This is a genomic window from Proteus terrae subsp. cibarius, assembly GCF_011045835.1.
GTDB lineage: Bacteria > Pseudomonadota > Gammaproteobacteria > Enterobacterales > Enterobacteriaceae > Proteus > Proteus cibarius.
This window is the reverse complement of the sequence record NZ_CP047349.1, coordinates 2,178,718-2,196,603: the sequence shown is the minus strand read 5'-3', so window position 1 is coordinate 2,196,603 and position 17,886 is coordinate 2,178,718. Positions and strand designations below refer to the sequence as shown.

Below are 17,886 nucleotides of genomic sequence, written 5' to 3'. Positions count from 1 at the left end.
TAAGTACGCTGTCATACCGCTATAAGTATCTGACTTATCGGGTAAACATAGTTTACACAGGAATAAACAGTTAAATGCAGAGAAATGCACAAGGGCATGCATAACTTTCCGTGATAAAACCAAAGTTGAAATGCGGGCAGGATGTGTGAAGTAGGCACACCATGCAAGCATGGCGAAGCCTCTTCACTTTTGACTTATTCGCACCTTCGGAGCTCAACGTTAATCCTGCCCTGCGGGGCCAGAGAGAGGAGGCAAAGCATGGGGAACAGCACGAACAAGATCACTCGAAAGAATAGCCCACCGATTAAGGTTTACTGTCTGCCAGAGGAGCGTGAGTTGATCGAGTCGCTGTCTGTGCAAGCAGGTCTTAGTACTTCTACTTATCTACGTGAAGTCGGCCAAGGTTATCGCATTCAAGGTATTACCGATGTAGAACAGGTACGCGAACTGGTAAGAGTGAATGGTGACTTAGGGCGTTTGGGTGGTTTGCTTAAGTTATGGCTTAGTAATGATGCCAAGGTAGCGAATGTGGGAGTCAATACAATCTTAGCGGTGCTTAATCGTATTAAAGCGACGCAAGATCAAATGAGCTCGCTTATGGAATCCATTCTTCGGCCGAGGGCCGATCAATGATAGTCAAGCATGTACCGATGCGTTCTCAGGGGAAATCTGACTTTGCGGGCTTGGTGAATTACATCACCGATCACCAGAGCAAAGAGCATCGACTTGGTAACGTTCGTTTAAATAACTGTGAAGCGAAAACCGTGCGCGATGCGATCAGCGAAGTGTTAGCAACTCAATTCGCGAACACCCGAGCGAAGAGTGATAAAACCTACCACCTCATAGTGAGCTTCCCTAATGGTGAACAGTTAGAAGCGCATACTTTGGCCGCGATAGAAGAGCGCATTTGCCAAGGCTTGGGTTATGGAGAACATCAGCGTGTCAGTGCTGTGCACAACGATACGGACAACCAACATATCCATATCGCGATCAATAAAATCCATCCCACGCGCAACACAATCCATGAGCCGTACTACCCGCATAAGAAGCTAGCGGAAATGTGCGAGGCCATCGAGCAGGATTTTGGTTTGCAGCCGGATAATCATATACCGCGCAAGCGCGGGGCCGAATCACGTGCGATGGATATGGAGCGGCATTCGGGTATTGAAAGCTTAGTGGGTTGGGTGAAGCGCGAATGCATGGACGAGATTAAATCAGCCAATAGCTGGCAGGTGCTGCACCAGGTCATGCAGGACAATGGTTTGCAGTTAAGAACCAGAGGAAATGGTCTAGTGATCGTTGCCGATGGTGAAGCGATTATCAAAGCGAGCACCTTGGGACGTGAGTTTTCTAAACCCAAACTCGAAGCGCGCCTTGGTCCCTTTGAAGCGACTGCATCGGATTCTATTAAGCCGAGCCGCCAATATACACACCGACCTGTTCGCTTAAAGGTGAATACCACCGAGCTATATGCCCGTTATCAAGCAGAGCAGAAACATGCCGCAGAGCGTAAAACGCAAGCCCTTGAACAGGCTCGTCGTGATAAAGATCGACAGGTTGATAACGCCAAGAGGAAAGGGCGTGGCCGTCGCGCAGCGATTAAGTTAACCGGTAGCAATAAGCTTACTAAGAAGCTTTTGTACAAACAGGCCAGCAATGCATTGAAAAGCGAGCTTGAGCGCATTCACAAGCGTTACCAAGAGCAACGGCAAACGATATATCAAAGCAATAAACGCCAAACCTGGGCGGATTGGTTAAAGAGCCAGGCATTGCAGGGAGATAGCGAAGCCCTCAAAGCGCTACGTAGCCGAGAGGCTGCACAAAAGCTTAAAGGCAACACACTAAACGGGGATGCAGTTCAGGCCGAGCCCAAAGCAATGGTCGATACGATTACGAAAAAAGGCACCATTATTTATCGAGCAGGTAACAGCGCCGTGCGTGATGATGGTGAGCGTCTACAAGTGTCGACGGCTTCCAACCAAACCAGTGTCTTAGCTGCGCTAAAGGTAGCAATGGAGCGTTACGGTAATCGTATTACCGTGAATGGTTCGCCTGAGTTCAAGGCGCGAGTAATCAAGGCGGCAGTAGATGGCAATCTGTCTATCAAATTTGCCGATCAAGGACTAGAACGCCGTCGTCAGGCATTAATAGCGCAGAATAAAAGGGCCAAGCGGTCTGATAAGCCTGGCGTGTTACCGATTGGCAAAGTGCCACCTTCACGCCGTGGCTGGTTGCAAAACCTATCTCAGTTAGAGGTCTTAGCGATACAGTCAGGCCCTTTACCTGAAAAAGCGGCGGTCATGCCAGCACTAGAGCAGCGTAAAGCTAAGCTCCAAGCTGAGCAGGCAGCTAAAAAGGCAAAACGACAACATAAGAGCCGATCACGTTGATGTGATGGCAAAAGAATCGACGGAAGCCCTAACCGCTTCGGTTGGTAATAACACCGATGTTTAACCCTATTTGGCCGCGCGTTTTACGGTGTCGCGCAGGTCGGGCGCCGGGATAGTAAGTGGCGAGCTATCTCTGAAAAGGCCCACATTCACCGCTGGTAACGGCAGGAGTAGAGATCAAGTTTCTACAGGTTGGTGAATGCAACTTTTAGTCATAACAACTAAGAGTAATTAACCATGCTAAAACGAAAAATTTTAGCGGCTAAAATTCCCGTGCTTGCCATCTCCTTGGCGTTAAACCTTTCTAATCCTGTATATGCGGGGATTCCGGTTGCTGATGGTACGAATCTAGTTCAGAACATCATGTCGGCAATGGAAGCTGTTACACAGACTGCTAAGCAAATTCAGCAGTATCAAACCCAGTTGCAGCAGTATGAAAACATGCTGCAAAACTCGATGGCCCCGGCTTCTTATGTTTGGGACCAAGCGCAACGCACCATCAACGATTTGAATCAGGCTACCAACACACTCGCCTATTACCAAACCCAGCTTGGTAGTCTCGATGCGTACCTGGGCAAGTTCCAGGATGTGGCCTATTACCGCAGTTCGCCCTGCTTCTCGTCAGTGGGGTGCAGTGATGCTGAACGAGCCGCAATGACCGAGAACCGACGCCTTGCGTCAGAATCGCAGAAAAAGGCCAACGACGCACTGTTTAGGAGTCTGGAACAGCAGCAAGATAACTTGGAAGCCGATGCCCGCCAGCTCAATCGCCTGCAATCTGGTGCTCAGAGTGCGGACGGCCAACTGGCTGCGATTGGTTATGCTAACCAGCTCGCTAGCAACCAGGCCAACCAGCTACTGCAAATCCGCAGCTTGCTGATCGCTCAGCAGAATGCCGTTGGCACACGAATGCAGGCGGATGCTGACCGAGAAGCGCAATATCAAGCGTCCCGTGAAAGGTTGTTCGATATGGGTGAACCAACCGACCGTTCAGAAAACAGGGGGTTTTAATTATGAAAAATATCACACGAGTTTTTATCGTTAGTGCGTTGGTCTCCTTCGTTCTGGTGGGATGCGGTGAAGATGACGGGCCCAAGCCTGCAACGATCGACTGTGACAACCCAAACCTAACGAAAGAGCAGAGGGAAGAAGGACATTGCTTTTGGGATATGGGCGAACCCACTGACCGCTCCAAGAACAAGGGGTTCTAATCATGAGCAAGGTATTCATTCGACTTGTGATGACTCTGATCGTTTTACTGACTTCGCAAACAGCATCAGCGGCCATTGAGCCTAATGGTGTTTTGGATGAAGTGGCCGTGCGTTTCATGACAGCAAGTGCTACTTGGGGCACGGTAATTACAAACTATGCCGCCTGGCTGTTCTGGACGCTGGGCACTATATCCCTTGTTTGGACTGGCGGGACCTTAATTCTTAAACAAGCGGATATAAGGGAGTTCTTTGCCGAGTTCGTGCGCTTCATTTTGACGTTTGGTTTCTTTCTCTGGTTGCTCAGAAACGGCCCAGATTTTGCCACGTCAATCATCGACTCATTGAGAACGATCGGTGCTCAAGCCGGTGGCCTTTCGAGAGACCTAACTCCGTCAGAGCCTATTAGTATTGCGTTTGACATTATTGTGAAAGCTGGTGAGTCCTATAGCATCACAAGCCCGATAGATAACTTGTCTATCTTCTTAATCACGCTGGCAATTTTGGCGTGTATGGCGGTAGTGGCGGCAAATGTGTTGTTGGCTTTGGTGACGGCTTGGATATTGGTCTATGCCGGTGTTTTCGTGCTGGGGTTTGGTGGTTCGCGTTGGACTTCAGATATAGCAATCAACTACTTCAAAAGCGTATTGGGCGTTGCTTTGAAGTTGATGACAATGACGTTGCTCATTGGTATTGCCATGTCGATCATGGACGGTTTCTATGCCGATTTATCCAATGATGCCCCTATGCGTGAACTGCTGGTGATCTTTGTCGTTTCACTGGTTCTCGTGATGCTCATTCACTCGGTTCCCAATGTGGTTGCCAGCCTGGTTCCTGGAGGCGGCGCGGCGGCAGGTGCAGGCAGTATCAGTGCCGGGGCGATGGCCGGAGCGGCTGTTGCCACTGGTGGTATGGCTGCCGGTGCCGCAATGGCTACCGCCGGCGGTGCGTCTGCTATTCAGGCTGCATTTGCAAAAGCGGGTGAGAACGTAGCGAATAATACTGACGTTATGTCGAGCCTGGGCAGTGCATTTAGTGTTAGTGGCGGTGGTGATTCTGACGAGGCTGGCTCCTTCTCCCAAGCTTCCGGCCAATCTTCTAGCGGTGGCGAATCCTCTGGCGGCGGCTTTAAAGGCAGCGCTGTAAAAGCTGGTCGTATTGCAGCGGATACCGGTGCAAATTTGGTGAAGGGAATGGGGGATATGGCCGGAGATAGAATTAGTGGCACTAGCGGAGGCCGTTTAGCCAGCTCGATCCGAAACAGCATGAAAGGTGACGGGGAAGACGACAAGGAGGGCGACTGACGACGCTTCCCCTGCATTTGACAATGTGGCTGGATGAATCAAACCGGCGGCTTTGATGGCCTATCCAGTGAGGACCAGGAAGAAGCCCGCCAAGCACACGCAGAATGGCAAGAGCGCGACCCGGAAAAGCACACCTTCGACGTTGAGGATTACGTTTCGTATGCCCAGGAACGTCAACAGGAACGAAATAGTGAGATTGCCAGCTTTATTAAAAAAGGCCGCATGGCCTAACTAGATAAGGATTACTGATTATGGAGTTTAACTTTCCACCCCAAAACCTTGCGGAGGTATTTGGTTTCTTCGCAGTGATGTTCATTGTGATGTTAGCCTTCTATTTTTTTGGGCAGTGGCTGCACAGCACCGGACACGGCCCGAAGATGAAAGACATTGCCGACAAAATGGAGGTATTCCAAAACAGGTTGACCGGTCGTGCTTACAAGGACATGACGAGATCGATTGATCAAATAGACAAAATGAGACGATGGCCGTTTGGTCGACGCAAGTAGTTAGAAAGCACACGGGCCGGTGATGGTGCACCGGCCCGCGTTTTCACATACATCAAACCGATTATGGTGAAGCTGTAACTCGTTCTGGACAGAACCTTGTTAGACCTGATGATCTAAAAGGGCTCTATCTGATTAAGAAAACTATCTTGAAACCTTAAGTGTTTGTTAAGTGAACATAAATTGATGACAAACTTCTTTCCTTTACCTCAGAAACAAGAAAGCCCTCGCATAAATGCAAGGGCTAATTTCTTGTGCCGTTATGTAAGAAGTATCAACCTGTTGTTGAAAGGGTTCTACATTAGCTATTTCTTTAGTGCCATTATGCTAGACATAAAGAACGATGTTGCCATTCCAAAGGGGTCTGCACTAGCTCCGTTAACTATACGAGATCGAGAGGTGGACGTCAAATATGAATACAGACTTATAAACGGTTTATGATAAGCTTGCTTGCACTTTCAATATCATAAGTTAGATATATGCCAAATTCGATACGCTACCATATCATACAGAATGCAATCTCAACACCACGCATCGAAACATACCGAAAATTTTTTGATGGTCATTCAACAGAAGAGATCTATGGCATATATCTTTGGAACAAAACTCTTTGTGGAGCAATCTACCCATTATTGCAGGCCTGTGAAGTTGCACTCAGAAATGCGATAAACGCTCCAGCGGTTGAGCGTTTCGGACCATATTGGTATGAAACAATTAGCCATACACAATATCGTGGAAATGACAACTATAACTATACTAACTTAGTTGGAAACTTCGAGAGAGCTAGAGATAACGTTGTAAAAAAGTTAAATAAACAACTTCGCAGCCGTGGTCGTCGCCAATTGAGGCGTGATCACAGACCTGATTTCAATTTAGTTGTTGCGGCTACTGACTTTAGTACATGGGAGTACGCCCTGCATACTTGTCATTACAGAGTAAATAACAACAATTACCTATGGCCAAAACAAACTAAAAAATCATTTAAAAATTGGCCCCACCAAAGCTCATCAGATACCCAAACAGAGCTTTATGACATCGTGTCTGAACTTAGGCCTTTTAGAAACCGTCTATCTCACCATGAGCCGTTATGGAAAGGTATATCAGTTACAACAGAGGAAGAGGCTTTAGCATATGTGAACCAAAAAATTGACAAAATTGAGTCATTAATTTCCATTATCTCCGATGAAAAAGCTAAATATCTAAACGTTCAAAAATTACTTGTTAAAGCTAGATATACTGCATCGAAAGATATGTTGGATAGATGTAGATACCGCTCAAAAGCACGACAATTTAGCCTAAAACGTAAAAATAAACTGAAGGCTTTTTTACGCGAACTATCAACTTCAAATACACCGAAAATCATCGAATTTGGCGGCACTAAGCTTCTAATTGAGGCACTTTAATAGTGCCTAGTCATATTCACTTAACGCCGCTCTCTGCGGAGAATTTGTCCGACAGCAGCGCCTTGTTAGTTGCCGATTTCACGCTCTGCCTGCTCATACGTGCTATATAATTTTCCCACACGACCAACTAACTTCATTCCACCTTTTGTTGCTCTATCTGTCCAATAATGCCCTTCGAGCTCTTCGGCTGGGGAACCATGCACTTCTAGGGCGAAAGAACCATGATGGATTTCGCTTCTTACGCCCTGTAATTCAATTTTGGGTTCATTTCGATAAACACCAACTAGCTTGAACAGATCTTCATCTTCTTGCTGCTCTATACTGTGGGCTACCAACACGGATCTAGATTCCTTTGTCATCAACCTCAAACTAAGAAATGTTAACGACTGCCTGATGACTGCATACCCATAGACTGGTTCGATTCCTTCACCAGTATCAGGGTTTATCCAGCTACTTTTCAGCTCAACTTTCCATGTTCCCCTCAAGTCCGGTCTTTTAACATACCAACCTTTAAATATTTTCCATGACCACATGTATTTGTTAAACAAGGCTACAAACAGTGTTATGACACCAACTACTGTACCAAATGGCTTTACAAAGTCCGCACTGAGTACAGGCATGCCTTGAACCCATAGAGCAACTAACCAAACCGCGATCGTGAGACCAATAAATGATGAAATATGAAGTCTAGTTAGCATTATTCGTAACCTATGTAGTCCCATGCATCACTTAAGAACTTATGCGCTCCCTGCCTCGTCCAAGGCTGTGAGCCTCTGAATAAGTATTTAAGCTCGCTCACTTCCCCCCATTCAGAACATTTCTCATCGTTAATTGTATTGTTGAAAGTTTCAGCTAGAACTTCACGAACCATTTGTTTATATGTTGAATAGTTGAAGCAGGAATTTGAAGCATTAAAAACTAAGCATTCGATCAAAAAACTGGGAGCGTCTTCTGCTGATTTGATACCATTTCCCGCCATTTCATTGGATAGCGTTTTAAGAATCCGAACAACACGCTTGTATCTTCTGGATGTAGAATTGTTCTTGTCTACGCCATTAGCATAATGTTGCTCTGGCCAGTTTCGTACGATAAACGGTTTCCCATCATCAGGTCGCATTTCTACACCTGATAAATAACTAGAGGTAGATGTATACCTTCTATGTTCAAAGAAAGCTGCTACGTCTGACTCTACCCGATAAGTGTTTTTCTTAATGTCGAAAGATTTACTACTTCTAGATACGGACGCTCTACCAAATCGAGCGACTAGGGCTTCTTCAAGCTCATTTTTGAAAGTCAAATAAGTGTATGTGCCATCGCTAAAGCTCTTATTCAATTCTGCTTTGACGTTATCATCTGGATAATCTGGGAAAAAGGCGTCATAACAAATTACACCGATGTCAACGTCACTATCTTTTCTTACATTTACCCGATTTCTGTAAGAACCTTGAGTAATTACTTTTATATCTCTATTTTGAAGCTTAGAACTATTTTGAATTGCCTGCCTGATTTGACGTTCTGCGTTTTCAGCTCGCTCCTGCTCAGTTTTACTTGGTCCTTGCGCCCATCTTGAAAAATCTGACTCCCAATCTCTACTCATTCCTGTTCCTTTAGTGATGCAATTTAGCAACTAACAGTTTTAAGACAGACAACGTCCACCTGAACTTGTCTGTCTAAAAAACATTACGTAATCCTTTTAACCATTTATCCAATCGCAGACACTGTCGGTCTAACACACCATGGTAAACTATGTACATAGTTTACCATTACCGAAAGTAGATCAATAAACGACAAGCGTAACGAGTCAAGAATGTAGAGCTAAGCAACTTTAGGGCAAAAGTGTGTTTTGGGTTATAGCAACAAGAGTCAGTACCGCTTACTCTGACTCGATATTGAGGTAGCGTTACTTGGTCGAGGATTTACTCGGCTTTAAGCCCGGAGTGTTTCCTGGAGTTTTTTTGTTGTCACGTCGACGTTGATCTGGTTTACCAGTCGACTTGGCTATTGGTTTTGGCCCTGGTTTCAAACCCATGATTTGATCCTTTTATTTAACGAGGTTATTCCTCGTTGTATAATCTTTGGGCGGTATTGATGGCTTTCAAGATGTGTATGAAAAACAATCTAAAAATATCCCCAAGGTCTCTTGCTGGTAACTCATGTTTTGATGCGTTTTAAAAATGTACTGCGACAAGTTGGAGGCACAAGATGGATAGAATTACCTCAGGTCCGCGACGGCTTAGTGTTGAAGAGATACAAGAGCTTCGTCGTGATATGCAAGAATCCTCAGCTTGGGCCAAAGCAGAACTAAAACGTCGACGAGCAGCAAAAATTCAAAAAAATTCTGCGCATGGTATCGATGATGGTATTGAGAAAAGCCACCTTTCTAACTAGCTGTTATATAAGTTTATTTTATTCTCATTGATATTCGAGTGGGAGTGACGGGCACTGGCTGGCAATGTCTAGCAACGGCAGGCATTTCGGCTGAGGGTAAAAGAACTTTCCGCTAAGCGATAGACTGTATGTAAACGGCTCTTCTCTGAACATGGTGGAGTAGGTATAGTTCCAGCCAAATTCCTCTTAAATATCAGTGATGAGTGAAGCAGCTTTATATCAACAAATTTTGGGGTTAAAGACACCCTGGATTGTATCCAGTGTTCAACTCGATGAACCACATCAGAGCATAATTGTTACCATCGCCTATGCTTCTCAAACAGGCTTTAAATGCCCTATATGCCACAATGCGAGTCGCCATTACGATTCCCGTATACGGAAATGGCGTCACTTGGATACCTGCCAGTATCAAACGCTCATTCAAGCTAACGTGCCACGAGTACACTGTACTTCACACGGTTATCAAACTCTTCAAGTCCCATGGGCCAGTGGTAGTAGTCGTTACACTGAGCTATTTGAGATGCGTGTACTGGCCTTGCTTGCGATGAGTTCTCTTAATGCCGTCAGTCGATTCTTTAAACTGAGCTGGGGAGCCATCGACAGGATTATGGCGCGTGCTGTTTACCGCGGACTGGCAAAGCGCAAACAGATTAATACAGACTATCTATTAGTTGATGAAACCGCACTTAAAAAGGGGCATGAATATGTCACGTTACTTTCTAATCATGAAGGACAAGTTTTAGCGGTTTCTGAGGGCCACTCAGCTGCAAGTTTTGATGCCTGCCTAACACAACTGCCTTCAGATGCATTACGTCAAACACAGTCCATCTGTATGGATATGAGCCCTGCTTACATTAAAGCTGCAAGGAAAGCGTTACCAAATGCAGAGAGGAAAATCGCATTTGATCACTTCCATGTAGCCAAGATGCTAACGGAAGCGGTTAACCGGATCCGCAAAGAAGAGTTACTCAGGTTGGCGCCATCAATGCGGCAAGAGGCACATCGAACGCGTTTTTACTGGTTAAAGCGACGAGATAATCTCAGTAAACCCGACCGAGAGAGAGTCAATAGACTCATTCCGGCAATGATGAATACGGCGCTCGCATGGTATTTCAAAGAGCAGGCTAGAAACATCTGGCATGGCAATAGTGTTCGAGGAACAAAGCAACGATGGACAGACTGGATAGCTTTAGTTAAAGCCAGCGGACTAAAACCTTTAATGGCGGTGGCAGATACTATCGAGAGTAAACTCTGGGGCATACTTAATGCCATGCGCTTTGGTCTATCAAATGGTTTGGCAGAAGCAATCAATAGCCAAATTAGACTACTCAGAGTAAAGGCTATGGGGTATCGAAATTCAGAGAGATTTCAACGTGCCATCTTCTTTCACTTTGGTAAGCTGGATATGGGGTTCCACCAATAACAACGAAGAGCCATGTAAACACAGTATTGCAAGGACGCGGAACATGCCTCATGTGGCGGCCAGGACGGCCAGCCGGGATCGGGATACTGGTCGTTACCAGAGCCACCGACCCGAGCAAACCCTTCTCTATCAGATCGTTGACGAGTATTACCCGGCATTCGCTGCGCTTATGGCAGAGCAGGGAAAGGAATTGCCGGGCTATGTGCAACGGGAATTTGAAGAATTTCTCCAATGCGGGCGGCTGGAGCATGGCTTTCTACGGGTTCGCTGCGAGTCTTGCCACGCCGAGCACCTGGTCGCTTTCAGCTGTAAGCGTCGCGGTTTCTGCCCGAGCTGTGGGGCGCGGCGGATGGCCGAAAGTGCCGCCTTGCTGGTTGATGAAGTACTGCCTGAACAACCCATGCGTCAGTGGGTGTTGAGCTTCCCGTTTCAGCTGCGTTTCCTGTTTGGGGTCGTTTGCGGGAAGGGGCGGAATCCTACGCTAAGGCTTTGGCCAGCGATATTCTCCGGTGAGATTGATGTGTTCCCAGGGGATAGGAGAAGTCGCTTGATATCTAGTATGACGTCTGTCGCACCTGCTTGATCGCGGCCGCGATAGCTAGATCGCGTTGCTCCTCTTCTCCATCCGCGTTCCAAGCTGCGGAAAGGCACCCATAAGCGTACGCCTGGTCGAGCAGGCGACGCGGATCGACGTCCAGCGCACGAGAGAATGCGTCCGCCATCTGTGCAATGCGTCTAGGATCGAGACAAAGGTCGTCTCTGTCAGCCGGATCGTAGAACATATTGGCGGCGCCAAAGCCCACTTCACCGACCAGACCGACGGGATCTATCACCAGCCAGCCGCGACTGGAGAACATGATGTTTTCATGATGCAGATCGCCATGTAGCCCACGCAGTTCCGAGGCATTGCTCATCATTTGATCGGCTATAATCGCCGCGTGGACGTAGTCAGTTTGACAACCTGCGTTTTGATCATCGCGCGCCCGCTGAAACAAAGCTGCAAAGCGATCCCGGATCGGGAGAAGGGCAGAAGGCAGGGGTTCCTCAGATGCGGCATACAGCTTCGCCATTAGTTCCGCTGCAATTTCGGTCGCCTGGTAGTCGCCGTGCTCGGCAACGATGTGAGAGAGCATTCGCTCCCCGGCATATTCGAGCAACATCAGATTGTTCTCACGACCGAGCAACCGGACTGCTCCCCTCCCATTGCGCCATACCAGATAGTCGGCCCCGCGCAGTTCATCAGCAATGTCTTCTATAGGTTTCAATCCCTTGACGATTGCAGGAGTCCCGTCTGGCAATGAAACTTTCCAAACGAGGCTGGAAAAGGTGTCCGCAATGAGAACAGGTTGCGAAACGTGCCAATGAGCAGGAAAAACAGGCGGCATGAACATCAACCCCAAGTCAGAGGGTCCAATCGCAGATAGAAGGCAAGGCGTTCGCGGTCGGGGGCTTCGATCCCCAATACATTGAATAGGACAGCGAAGGCGCGCTCTGCTTCATCTGGCGCTGCCCAGTTCTCTTCGGCGTTAGCAATCATGAGTGCCAAATCGGCATAGCGATCTGCTGTTCCGAGCCGCCCAAGGTCGATCAGACCCGTGCATTGAAGAGTTTTAGGGTCCACCATGAAGTTCGGCATGCAGGGATCACCATGGCAAACAACCATATCGGTGCGCTCTTGGTCGAGCCGCACCGGTAGCTCTCGTTCGACACGAGCCAAAAGATCGAGCTGCGGCGTACTCTTGTCCTCGTCCGGTAAGAAGTCGGGATTGACGGCATTGCGGGACACCACATCAACGGCGCGTCCGAACATTCGCGACAGCCTGCGCTCAAACGGACATTGATCAACCGATAGGCTGTGAACAGCGCCAAGTTGCTGCCCCATTGACGGCCACGCTTTGAGCAAATCCGCTCCAGACAGATCAGCCGCCGGTACTCCCGGAATTGCCGTTATCACCAAGCATGCACCCTCCTGTTCCTCCTGCCAGTTGATGACCTCGGGGCAAGCCACACCTCGACCTTTGAGCCAAATGAGGCGGTCACGCTCTCCAGCGAGCTCACCGCGGCGGGAAGCAGGTGCGATTTTCGCGAAGGCATGCCCGTCACCACGTCGAAAAACAAAATCACCAGATTCTCCGCCTCTGACAGGCAACCAGTCAGAATGCGATTCACCAAAAAAAATATTAGTTCGATTCAATGGAGGTTCCTTCAGTTTTCTGATGAAGCGCGAATATAGAGAAATATCCCGAATGTGCAGTTAACGAATTCTTGCGGTTTCTTTCAGCGCCGCCAATACCGCCAGCCCGTCGCGCAAGGGGCGCGGCTCGTGTGTGCGGATGAAGTCAGCTCCACCTGCGGCGGCGGCAAGCTCTGCAGCGAGTGTCGCGGCCCCGACATCCCCCGGACCACGGCCTGTGAGCGCGCGCAGAAAGGATTTGCGCGAAACAGACAGAAGCACCGGCAAATCGAAGCGCAGCCGCAATTCATCGAACCGCGCCAGCACCGAGAGCGAGGTTTCGGGAGCAGCCCCCAGAAAAAACCCCATGCCGGGATCAAGGACAAGGCGGTTGCGTTTGATACCGGCACCCGTCAGCGCCGCGATGCGCGCGTCAAAGAACGCCGCAATGTGATCCATGATGTCGCCAGCGGGTGCCTCGCGCCGATCTGCCTGCCCGTCTTGCACCGAATGCATAACGACGAGTTTGGCAGATGATTTCGCCAATTGCGGATAGAACGCAGCGTCTGGAAAACCGCGAATATCATTGAGATAGGCCACACCACGCGACAAGGCATAGGCTTGCGTCGCGGGTTGATAACTGTCGAGCGAGACGGGAATGCCATCTGCCTTGAGCGCGTCCAGCACCGGCGCGATACGCGCGATTTCTGTGTCGGACGAAACAGGCGCGGCGTCGGGATTGCTGGATGCCGGACCGAGGTCGATCACATCTGCCCCCTCGGCCATCAGCTTACGCGCCTGCGCAATGGCTGCGTCTGGCGCCAGATACCGGCCTCCATCGGAGAAACTGTCCGAGGTTATGTTGACGATGCCGAAAATGATGAGCGATTTATTCATGGGGGCTTCTATAATAATAATAATCGAGCATGAGTCTCATACGGATGCTCGGGTCGAAAGGGAATCCCCAGGCGAGTAACCTGTTTGCGGTGATCCATTAGCTGCAGGAGCAGAATAGCATACATCTGGAAGCAAAGCCAGGAAAGCGGCCTATGGAGCTGTGCGGCAGCGCTCAGTAGGCAATTTTTCAAAATATTGTTAAGCCTTTTCTGAGCATGGTATTTTTCATGGTATTACCAATTAGCAGGAAAATAAGCCATTGAATATAAAAGATAAAAATGTCTTGTTTACAATAGAGTGGGAGTGAGGCTATTATCTAGCCTATTGTTTTATTTGATTTAGTGAGTGCCATTGATGATATTGACTGCATTATCAATGGCATTTTTTATGGTTTAAGGCCGACGCTGAATCGAAGATATAGCAAATACCATGTGACCGTATCAGCAAATGCCATGGTATCGACAACCGGGTGCAATGCAGCGCTGTGCTGATGCCATCGATGCTCGCTTTGATCAGAACCGCTCTCTCGACCCATGCCCCAGATCGTTAAATATGCGCCAGAGGAGCACCTCGTGATAGAAATTGTGAACAAGACAGCCGCCACTCGGAATCGAAATATCCATATAGGTGAATAAAGTTTGCGGAAAATACGCTGAGAAAATAGAAAAGCGTCAATGAAGGGACATAGGAATGGCGATTAACGGAGAGAACGGTGTTAGTGCAGCCACCGTGGATGAACTACTCAAGCAAGGCCTTCGGATACCGAACTATCAACGCCCATACAGTTGGGATGTATCGACTGCTCTACAACTGGTGGATGATATCAGCGAAGCTCTTCGAGATACCGAACGAAAAGATATTCCCTATGTTTTGGGTGCAATCATTCTTCACGATGATGGTGAGTATCTCAATGTAGTCGACGGGCAGCAGCGCCTGCTGACTTTGCGAATGATTCTTGCGGCCTTAGATCCGATAAATCATCAAATTTCGATGTCTGGTAACAGCGAAACTCCTGTCTCCCTAGTTTGGATAGAGCTTCAAAGGCGCCTGTCGCAGTTGGAAGATAAAAAAGAGTTTTTGGATTTTATCTGTCACAAATGTCAGTTGGTGCGTATTGTGACGGACGATATTGATGAGGCATTTCGTGTCTTTGATTCCCAGAACTATCGCGGCAAACCGCTTGCCCCTCACGACTTGCTCAAAGCACACCACCTACGCGAAATGCACGATGAGTCCGCTGCTATGAAAGTGGCTGTCGTTGAGGCTTGGGAAGCCGTAAACGATGAGGATCTGGACAGGCTTTTTTCTACTTTTTTATACCGGATATCCAAGTGGTCACGAGGCGAAAGCTCGCTCGAATTTACTATTCGGGACATCGGCATGTTCAAAGGCATTTCATCACGATCCCACAGGTCATTTTCGCCAAATCTGCGATATCACCTTGCAGCACAAGCCGCTATGCCACTTCTAAGTGCATGGTCGGTATCCTCTACACATGATGCACGAAATGCCGGGCGCAGCCGCTTTCAGCTTGATGCCCCGATAATCGCAGGACGCTCATTTTTCGAGATGGTGACATTCATGCTTGACGAATTGAAGATACTGGAACAAGAGGTTATTGACAGAGGTTTCAAAAACTTTGGCCCATCTCAAAGTCGCTACCGCTACGTGTACGAATTGTTCATTGCCGCGCTGCTTTGCTATACAAACAAGTTTGGCGATGAAGATGTAGATGAAGTGCGAAATAGGTTATTCGCATGGGCATATGCCTTGCGGGTCGAGTTACTTCGTGTGCAATTTGTATCTGCTGACAACCGAGCGCGAGGTAAAAACGATGCAAATAAATCGCCTTTTGTTTTGCTACGTAATGCGATGACTGGAAGTGTTGTCCGCAAACTTCCAATAGCAAGTAAGCCATACAGCGATAACCACGAAAAGGAACTCGTTGCTTTTATCAAGGGGCTGCAATGAGCAAGAAGGAGTTGAAACCTGAACTGTTAACAGTAGGCAAGTTATTCACTGACAATTATCTGATTCCTATTTATCAACGGAACTATGCTTGGCGGGCCGAACAGATTGAGCAACTTATTAGCGATATTCAAGACTCGGTGGTAGGGGGCCAGGACAACTATTTTCTTGGGAACCTTGTTGTAATCAAGCGGGGTAGAGAGGATGAGTTCGAGGTCATAGATGGACAACAACGACTTACAACCCTCTATCTGCTTCTGACCTTCCTGGAGCAAGACGGTGAGGGTGAGAAGCCCTCGGTTGGCCATGCAGGCCACTTGCAATATGAGTCGCGCGCACGGGCAACTGAGGCCCTGCTGCGAGTAGCACAGGAGGCGGCTAAGGAGCACGCTCGACCGCAGAGCTCCACGAGTAATGCAGATGCTGGCATTCATGAAGGCTACAGCATCATCAATCAGTTCTTCAAACAAAATGAAAACCTTAATCGCTCACGCGAAAAATTCTCCGATTTCTTGCTAACGAAGGTGACTGTCGTCCGTGCCTCGCTGCCACCCAATACCGACCTCAATCGCTACTTCGAGATCATGAACACTCGTGGGCAGCAACTCAAGCAGGTTGATATTGTTAAGGCTCGCCTGATGAGCAAACTGCCCAATCAATATGAACGCGAATGCTTTGCGTGGGTTTGGGATTCCTGTGCTGACATGGATTCTTATGTCCAGATGTCTCTGACCCGTGGTGACACAAGTTTGCGAAACAAAGTATTTGGTGATGAATGGTCCTGGCTGGAGGTGACCAGCTTCGCTTCGCTAATGGAAAGTCGTCCGCAATCCGGCATCAATTCATCAAGGCAATCCTCCGAAGGGGTATCGTTGTCCTTGGATGAGGCGTTGTCAAAATACGCTAAAGAGCTCGAGTCAAATTCCACTGAAGACGAGGGCAACGAGCGGTTTCGTTCGACTATTGAGTTTCCGGCCTTTCTGCTACACGTTCTAAGAATTATGAAAGGCGATGAGGTCGAAGACGAAGGCCTGCTTGACGACAAGCGCCTCATCAAGTCATTTGACGACGCCGTAAATAATGTACCCGATGCTAAAGCCGATTGGGTGCGTAGTTTTGCATTTATGCTTCTCAAGTGCCGCAACCTCTTCGATGGCTTCATCTTGAAGCGTCAATTCACGGCAAACATCGGTGACGATGGCGATTGGTCTCTCCAGCGACTGAAAAAAGGAGGCGGGGACAAGAAGCCAACCCCGACGTACATCCATGTTTTCTCGGCCAGCAATGGAAGCTTAGAGGAGGACGGGAGTGCTGACCCACATACCCGAGATGTATTGCTGCTTCAGTCCATGCTTCGGATTACCTACACTTCTCCGCGAACGATGCACTGGATTACCAAAGTTCTTCGCTGGCTCTCCGTTAAAGCCCCTCGAGACGTGAAACATGCGGATCTTGCCGATTTGTTGAAGGGATATGCCCGCAGCAAGGTTAAAGAGACATTCTCCTTTGAGAAAGATCAGCAACCACAAGGGTTTGGTATCAGCCGTATCGTCTTTTCGTATCTCGACTATCTTCTGTTGAGTGACTCCTCAAAACGAGATTTCAAATTTCAGTTCAGAACTTCCATTGAGCACTTCTATCCACAGCATCCTGACAAAGAACAGTCGGGCGCGGTTGTTTCAGGTTCTAGCCTTAACCTGCTTGGCAACCTCGCGCTCGTAAGCGTCAGCGCGAACTCAAAATTCAGCAATAGCCTCCCCAGAGCGAAGGCCGAAAACTTCAAGGATACAATTGAACTTCAAAGTCCCAAGCTCAAGAGAATGGCGGAAATCACCCGAAATACAAACTGGGACGATCAGCAGATAACAGCACATCACGAAGCGATGGTGACATTGCTTCGTGATGATGTAAGTCTGGTGGAGGCAAGCGGAAGATCCAACCCAGGGCGTTGACTTCTTTGAATAACCGCTTTTGGACGAATATCCTTTGTGGTGTGCAAGTTGTCAGTCTAAAAGCGTTTTGCGTCGGGCGACACGATCAGTACAGTCTCCAAGTTTTCTTACCATGGTATTTTGTATGGTATCGACATGCAGAGATAATGCTATTTTATTGATTTTATAGTGTTTTAAGACAGCATTAATCATCGAGTGGGAATAAAATAACGTTTATCAGCAATAGTTGATAAAGGTTAAAAAACCAAGAGCCATCAGTAAGTTACTGGTGGCTTCT

Annotated in this window: 17 protein-coding genes and 1 pseudogene; 13 read left to right on the top strand and 5 right to left on the bottom strand. The window is 48.0% G+C overall.

The window, feature by feature from the left end:
* Window positions 1-258 precede the first annotated feature (258 nt).
* The 8 genes from traJ to GTH25_RS10260 all read left to right on the top strand — a co-directional run bounded on the left by traJ (window position 259) and on the right by GTH25_RS10260 (window position 6,808).
* Complete coding sequence (gene traJ, locus GTH25_RS10295) at window positions 259-633, top strand: conjugal transfer transcriptional regulator TraJ (protein WP_164530544.1); 375 nt, start codon at window positions 259-261, stop codon at window positions 631-633.
* Window positions 630-2,390, top strand: a complete 1,761-nt coding sequence (gene traI, locus GTH25_RS10290; RefSeq protein ID WP_164530543.1) for a TraI/MobA(P) family conjugative relaxase — start codon at window positions 630-632, stop codon at window positions 2,388-2,390. Before traJ ends, traI begins: the two co-directional genes overlap by 4 nt.
* A gap of 237 nt (window positions 2,391-2,627) precedes the next feature.
* The gene (gene trbJ, locus GTH25_RS10285) at window positions 2,628-3,401 is read left to right on the top strand and encodes a P-type conjugative transfer protein TrbJ (RefSeq protein ID WP_164530542.1); all 774 of its coding nucleotides are present in this window, start codon (window positions 2,628-2,630) and stop codon (window positions 3,399-3,401) included.
* Between the two features lie 2 nt (window positions 3,402-3,403).
* Complete coding sequence (locus GTH25_RS10280; protein WP_030000427.1) at window positions 3,404-3,601, top strand: hypothetical protein; 198 nt, start codon at window positions 3,404-3,406, stop codon at window positions 3,599-3,601.
* Window positions 3,602-3,603: 2 nt separating this feature from the next.
* Entirely contained in the window at window positions 3,604-4,902 is a 1,299-nt protein-coding gene (gene trbL / locus GTH25_RS10275) for a P-type conjugative transfer protein TrbL (protein WP_164530541.1), read from the top strand.
* Between the two features lie 33 nt (window positions 4,903-4,935).
* The gene (locus GTH25_RS10270; protein WP_164530540.1) at window positions 4,936-5,133 is read left to right on the top strand and encodes a conjugal transfer protein TrbL; all 198 of its coding nucleotides are present in this window, start codon (window positions 4,936-4,938) and stop codon (window positions 5,131-5,133) included.
* Window positions 5,134-5,153: 20 nt separating this feature from the next.
* Entirely contained in the window at window positions 5,154-5,408 is a 255-nt protein-coding gene (locus GTH25_RS10265) for a hypothetical protein (RefSeq protein WP_164530539.1), read from the top strand.
* A 476-nt stretch (window positions 5,409-5,884) separates the two neighbouring features.
* Entirely contained in the window at window positions 5,885-6,808 is a 924-nt protein-coding gene (locus GTH25_RS10260) for an Abi family protein (protein ID WP_140367403.1), read from the top strand.
* Window positions 6,809-6,873: 65 nt separating this feature from the next.
* Here the strand turns inward: GTH25_RS10260 and GTH25_RS10255 are convergent, their stop codons facing one another.
* Together GTH25_RS10255 and GTH25_RS10250 are read right to left on the bottom strand one after the other, a co-directional pair.
* Window positions 6,874-7,506, bottom strand: coding sequence for a Cap15 family cyclic dinucleotide receptor domain-containing protein (locus tag GTH25_RS10255; protein WP_140350356.1), 633 nt, complete (start codon window positions 7,504-7,506; stop codon window positions 6,874-6,876).
* Window positions 7,506-8,405 carry a nucleotidyltransferase domain-containing protein gene (locus tag GTH25_RS10250; protein WP_164530538.1) on the bottom strand — a complete coding sequence of 300 codons (900 nt, stop codon included), beginning with the start codon at window positions 8,403-8,405 and terminating at the stop codon, window positions 7,506-7,508. Before GTH25_RS10250 ends, GTH25_RS10255 begins: the two co-directional genes overlap by 1 nt.
* Window positions 8,406-9,010: 605 nt before the next feature.
* Between GTH25_RS10250 and GTH25_RS10245 the strand changes: the two genes are divergently transcribed.
* The 3 genes and pseudogenes from GTH25_RS10245 to GTH25_RS10235 form a co-directional block, all read left to right on the top strand.
* Window positions 9,011-9,196, top strand: a complete 186-nt coding sequence (locus GTH25_RS10245; RefSeq protein WP_164530537.1) for a hypothetical protein — start codon at window positions 9,011-9,013, stop codon at window positions 9,194-9,196.
* A gap of 199 nt (window positions 9,197-9,395) precedes the next feature.
* On the top strand, window positions 9,396-10,619 hold the full coding sequence (locus GTH25_RS10240; protein ID WP_164530536.1) for an ISL3 family transposase: 1,224 nt from the start codon (window positions 9,396-9,398) through the stop codon (window positions 10,617-10,619).
* 43 nt (window positions 10,620-10,662) lie between these two features.
* Window positions 10,663-11,067 (top strand): annotated as a pseudogene (locus GTH25_RS10235) (IS91 family transposase); the annotation flags it as partial.
* Window positions 11,068-11,173: 106 nt separating this feature from the next.
* On the opposite strand, the gene GTH25_RS10230 reads toward GTH25_RS10235, so the two are convergent.
* From GTH25_RS10230 to sul2, 3 genes are read right to left on the bottom strand one after another with little or no spacing between them, the layout of a single operon-like run.
* The gene (locus GTH25_RS10230; protein ID WP_000480968.1) at window positions 11,174-12,010 is read right to left on the bottom strand and encodes an aminoglycoside O-phosphotransferase APH(6)-Id; all 837 of its coding nucleotides are present in this window, start codon (window positions 12,008-12,010) and stop codon (window positions 11,174-11,176) included.
* Complete coding sequence (gene aph(3'')-Ib / locus GTH25_RS10225; RefSeq protein WP_001082319.1) at window positions 12,010-12,813, bottom strand: aminoglycoside O-phosphotransferase APH(3'')-Ib; 804 nt, start codon at window positions 12,811-12,813, stop codon at window positions 12,010-12,012. The genes GTH25_RS10230 and aph(3'')-Ib overlap by 1 nt, the downstream gene beginning before the upstream one ends.
* Window positions 12,814-12,873: 60 nt before the next feature.
* A complete protein-coding gene (sul2, locus tag GTH25_RS10220) occupies window positions 12,874-13,689 on the bottom strand; it encodes a sulfonamide-resistant dihydropteroate synthase Sul2 (protein WP_001043260.1) in 816 nt (271 codons plus the stop codon).
* A 690-nt stretch (window positions 13,690-14,379) separates the two neighbouring features.
* Here sul2 and GTH25_RS10205 point away from each other — a divergent pair.
* Both GTH25_RS10205 and GTH25_RS10200 read left to right on the top strand, forming a co-directional pair.
* The gene (locus GTH25_RS10205; protein WP_101095781.1) at window positions 14,380-15,660 is read left to right on the top strand and encodes a DUF262 domain-containing protein; all 1,281 of its coding nucleotides are present in this window, start codon (window positions 14,380-14,382) and stop codon (window positions 15,658-15,660) included.
* Window positions 15,657-17,609, top strand: coding sequence for a DUF262 domain-containing protein (locus tag GTH25_RS10200; protein WP_101095780.1), 1,953 nt, complete (start codon window positions 15,657-15,659; stop codon window positions 17,607-17,609). Before GTH25_RS10205 ends, GTH25_RS10200 begins: the two co-directional genes overlap by 4 nt.
* Window positions 17,610-17,886: the final 277 nt, after the last annotated feature.

What these genes read in the sequence shown, in the direction of transcription:
- GTH25_RS10255 (WP_140350356.1), bottom strand. Translation starts at nt 7,506, where the DNA reads ATGCTAACTAGACTTCATATTTCATCATTTATTGGTCTCACGATCGCG.
- GTH25_RS10200 (WP_101095780.1), top strand. Translation starts at nt 15,657, where the DNA reads ATGAGCAAGAAGGAGTTGAAACCTGAACTGTTAACAGTAGGCAAGTTA.
- trbJ (WP_164530542.1), top strand. Translation starts at nt 2,628, where the DNA reads ATGCTAAAACGAAAAATTTTAGCGGCTAAAATTCCCGTGCTTGCCATC.
- GTH25_RS10260 (WP_140367403.1), top strand. Translation starts at nt 5,885, where the DNA reads ATGCCAAATTCGATACGCTACCATATCATACAGAATGCAATCTCAACA.
- GTH25_RS10240 (WP_164530536.1), top strand. Translation starts at nt 9,396, where the DNA reads ATGAGTGAAGCAGCTTTATATCAACAAATTTTGGGGTTAAAGACACCC.
- traJ (WP_164530544.1), top strand. Translation starts at nt 259, where the DNA reads ATGGGGAACAGCACGAACAAGATCACTCGAAAGAATAGCCCACCGATT.
- GTH25_RS10245 (WP_164530537.1), top strand. Translation starts at nt 9,011, where the DNA reads ATGGATAGAATTACCTCAGGTCCGCGACGGCTTAGTGTTGAAGAGATA.
- GTH25_RS10265 (WP_164530539.1), top strand. Translation starts at nt 5,154, where the DNA reads ATGGAGTTTAACTTTCCACCCCAAAACCTTGCGGAGGTATTTGGTTTC.
- GTH25_RS10280 (WP_030000427.1), top strand. Translation starts at nt 3,404, where the DNA reads ATGAAAAATATCACACGAGTTTTTATCGTTAGTGCGTTGGTCTCCTTC.
- trbL (WP_164530541.1), top strand. Translation starts at nt 3,604, where the DNA reads ATGAGCAAGGTATTCATTCGACTTGTGATGACTCTGATCGTTTTACTG.
- traI (WP_164530543.1), top strand. Translation starts at nt 630, where the DNA reads ATGATAGTCAAGCATGTACCGATGCGTTCTCAGGGGAAATCTGACTTT.
- GTH25_RS10205 (WP_101095781.1), top strand. Translation starts at nt 14,380, where the DNA reads ATGGCGATTAACGGAGAGAACGGTGTTAGTGCAGCCACCGTGGATGAA.
- GTH25_RS10230 (WP_000480968.1), bottom strand. Translation starts at nt 12,010, where the DNA reads ATGTTCATGCCGCCTGTTTTTCCTGCTCATTGGCACGTTTCGCAACCT.
- GTH25_RS10250 (WP_164530538.1), bottom strand. Translation starts at nt 8,405, where the DNA reads ATGAGTAGAGATTGGGAGTCAGATTTTTCAAGATGGGCGCAAGGACCA.
- GTH25_RS10270 (WP_164530540.1), top strand. Translation starts at nt 4,936, where the DNA reads ATGAATCAAACCGGCGGCTTTGATGGCCTATCCAGTGAGGACCAGGAA.
- sul2 (WP_001043260.1), bottom strand. Translation starts at nt 13,689, where the DNA reads ATGAATAAATCGCTCATCATTTTCGGCATCGTCAACATAACCTCGGAC.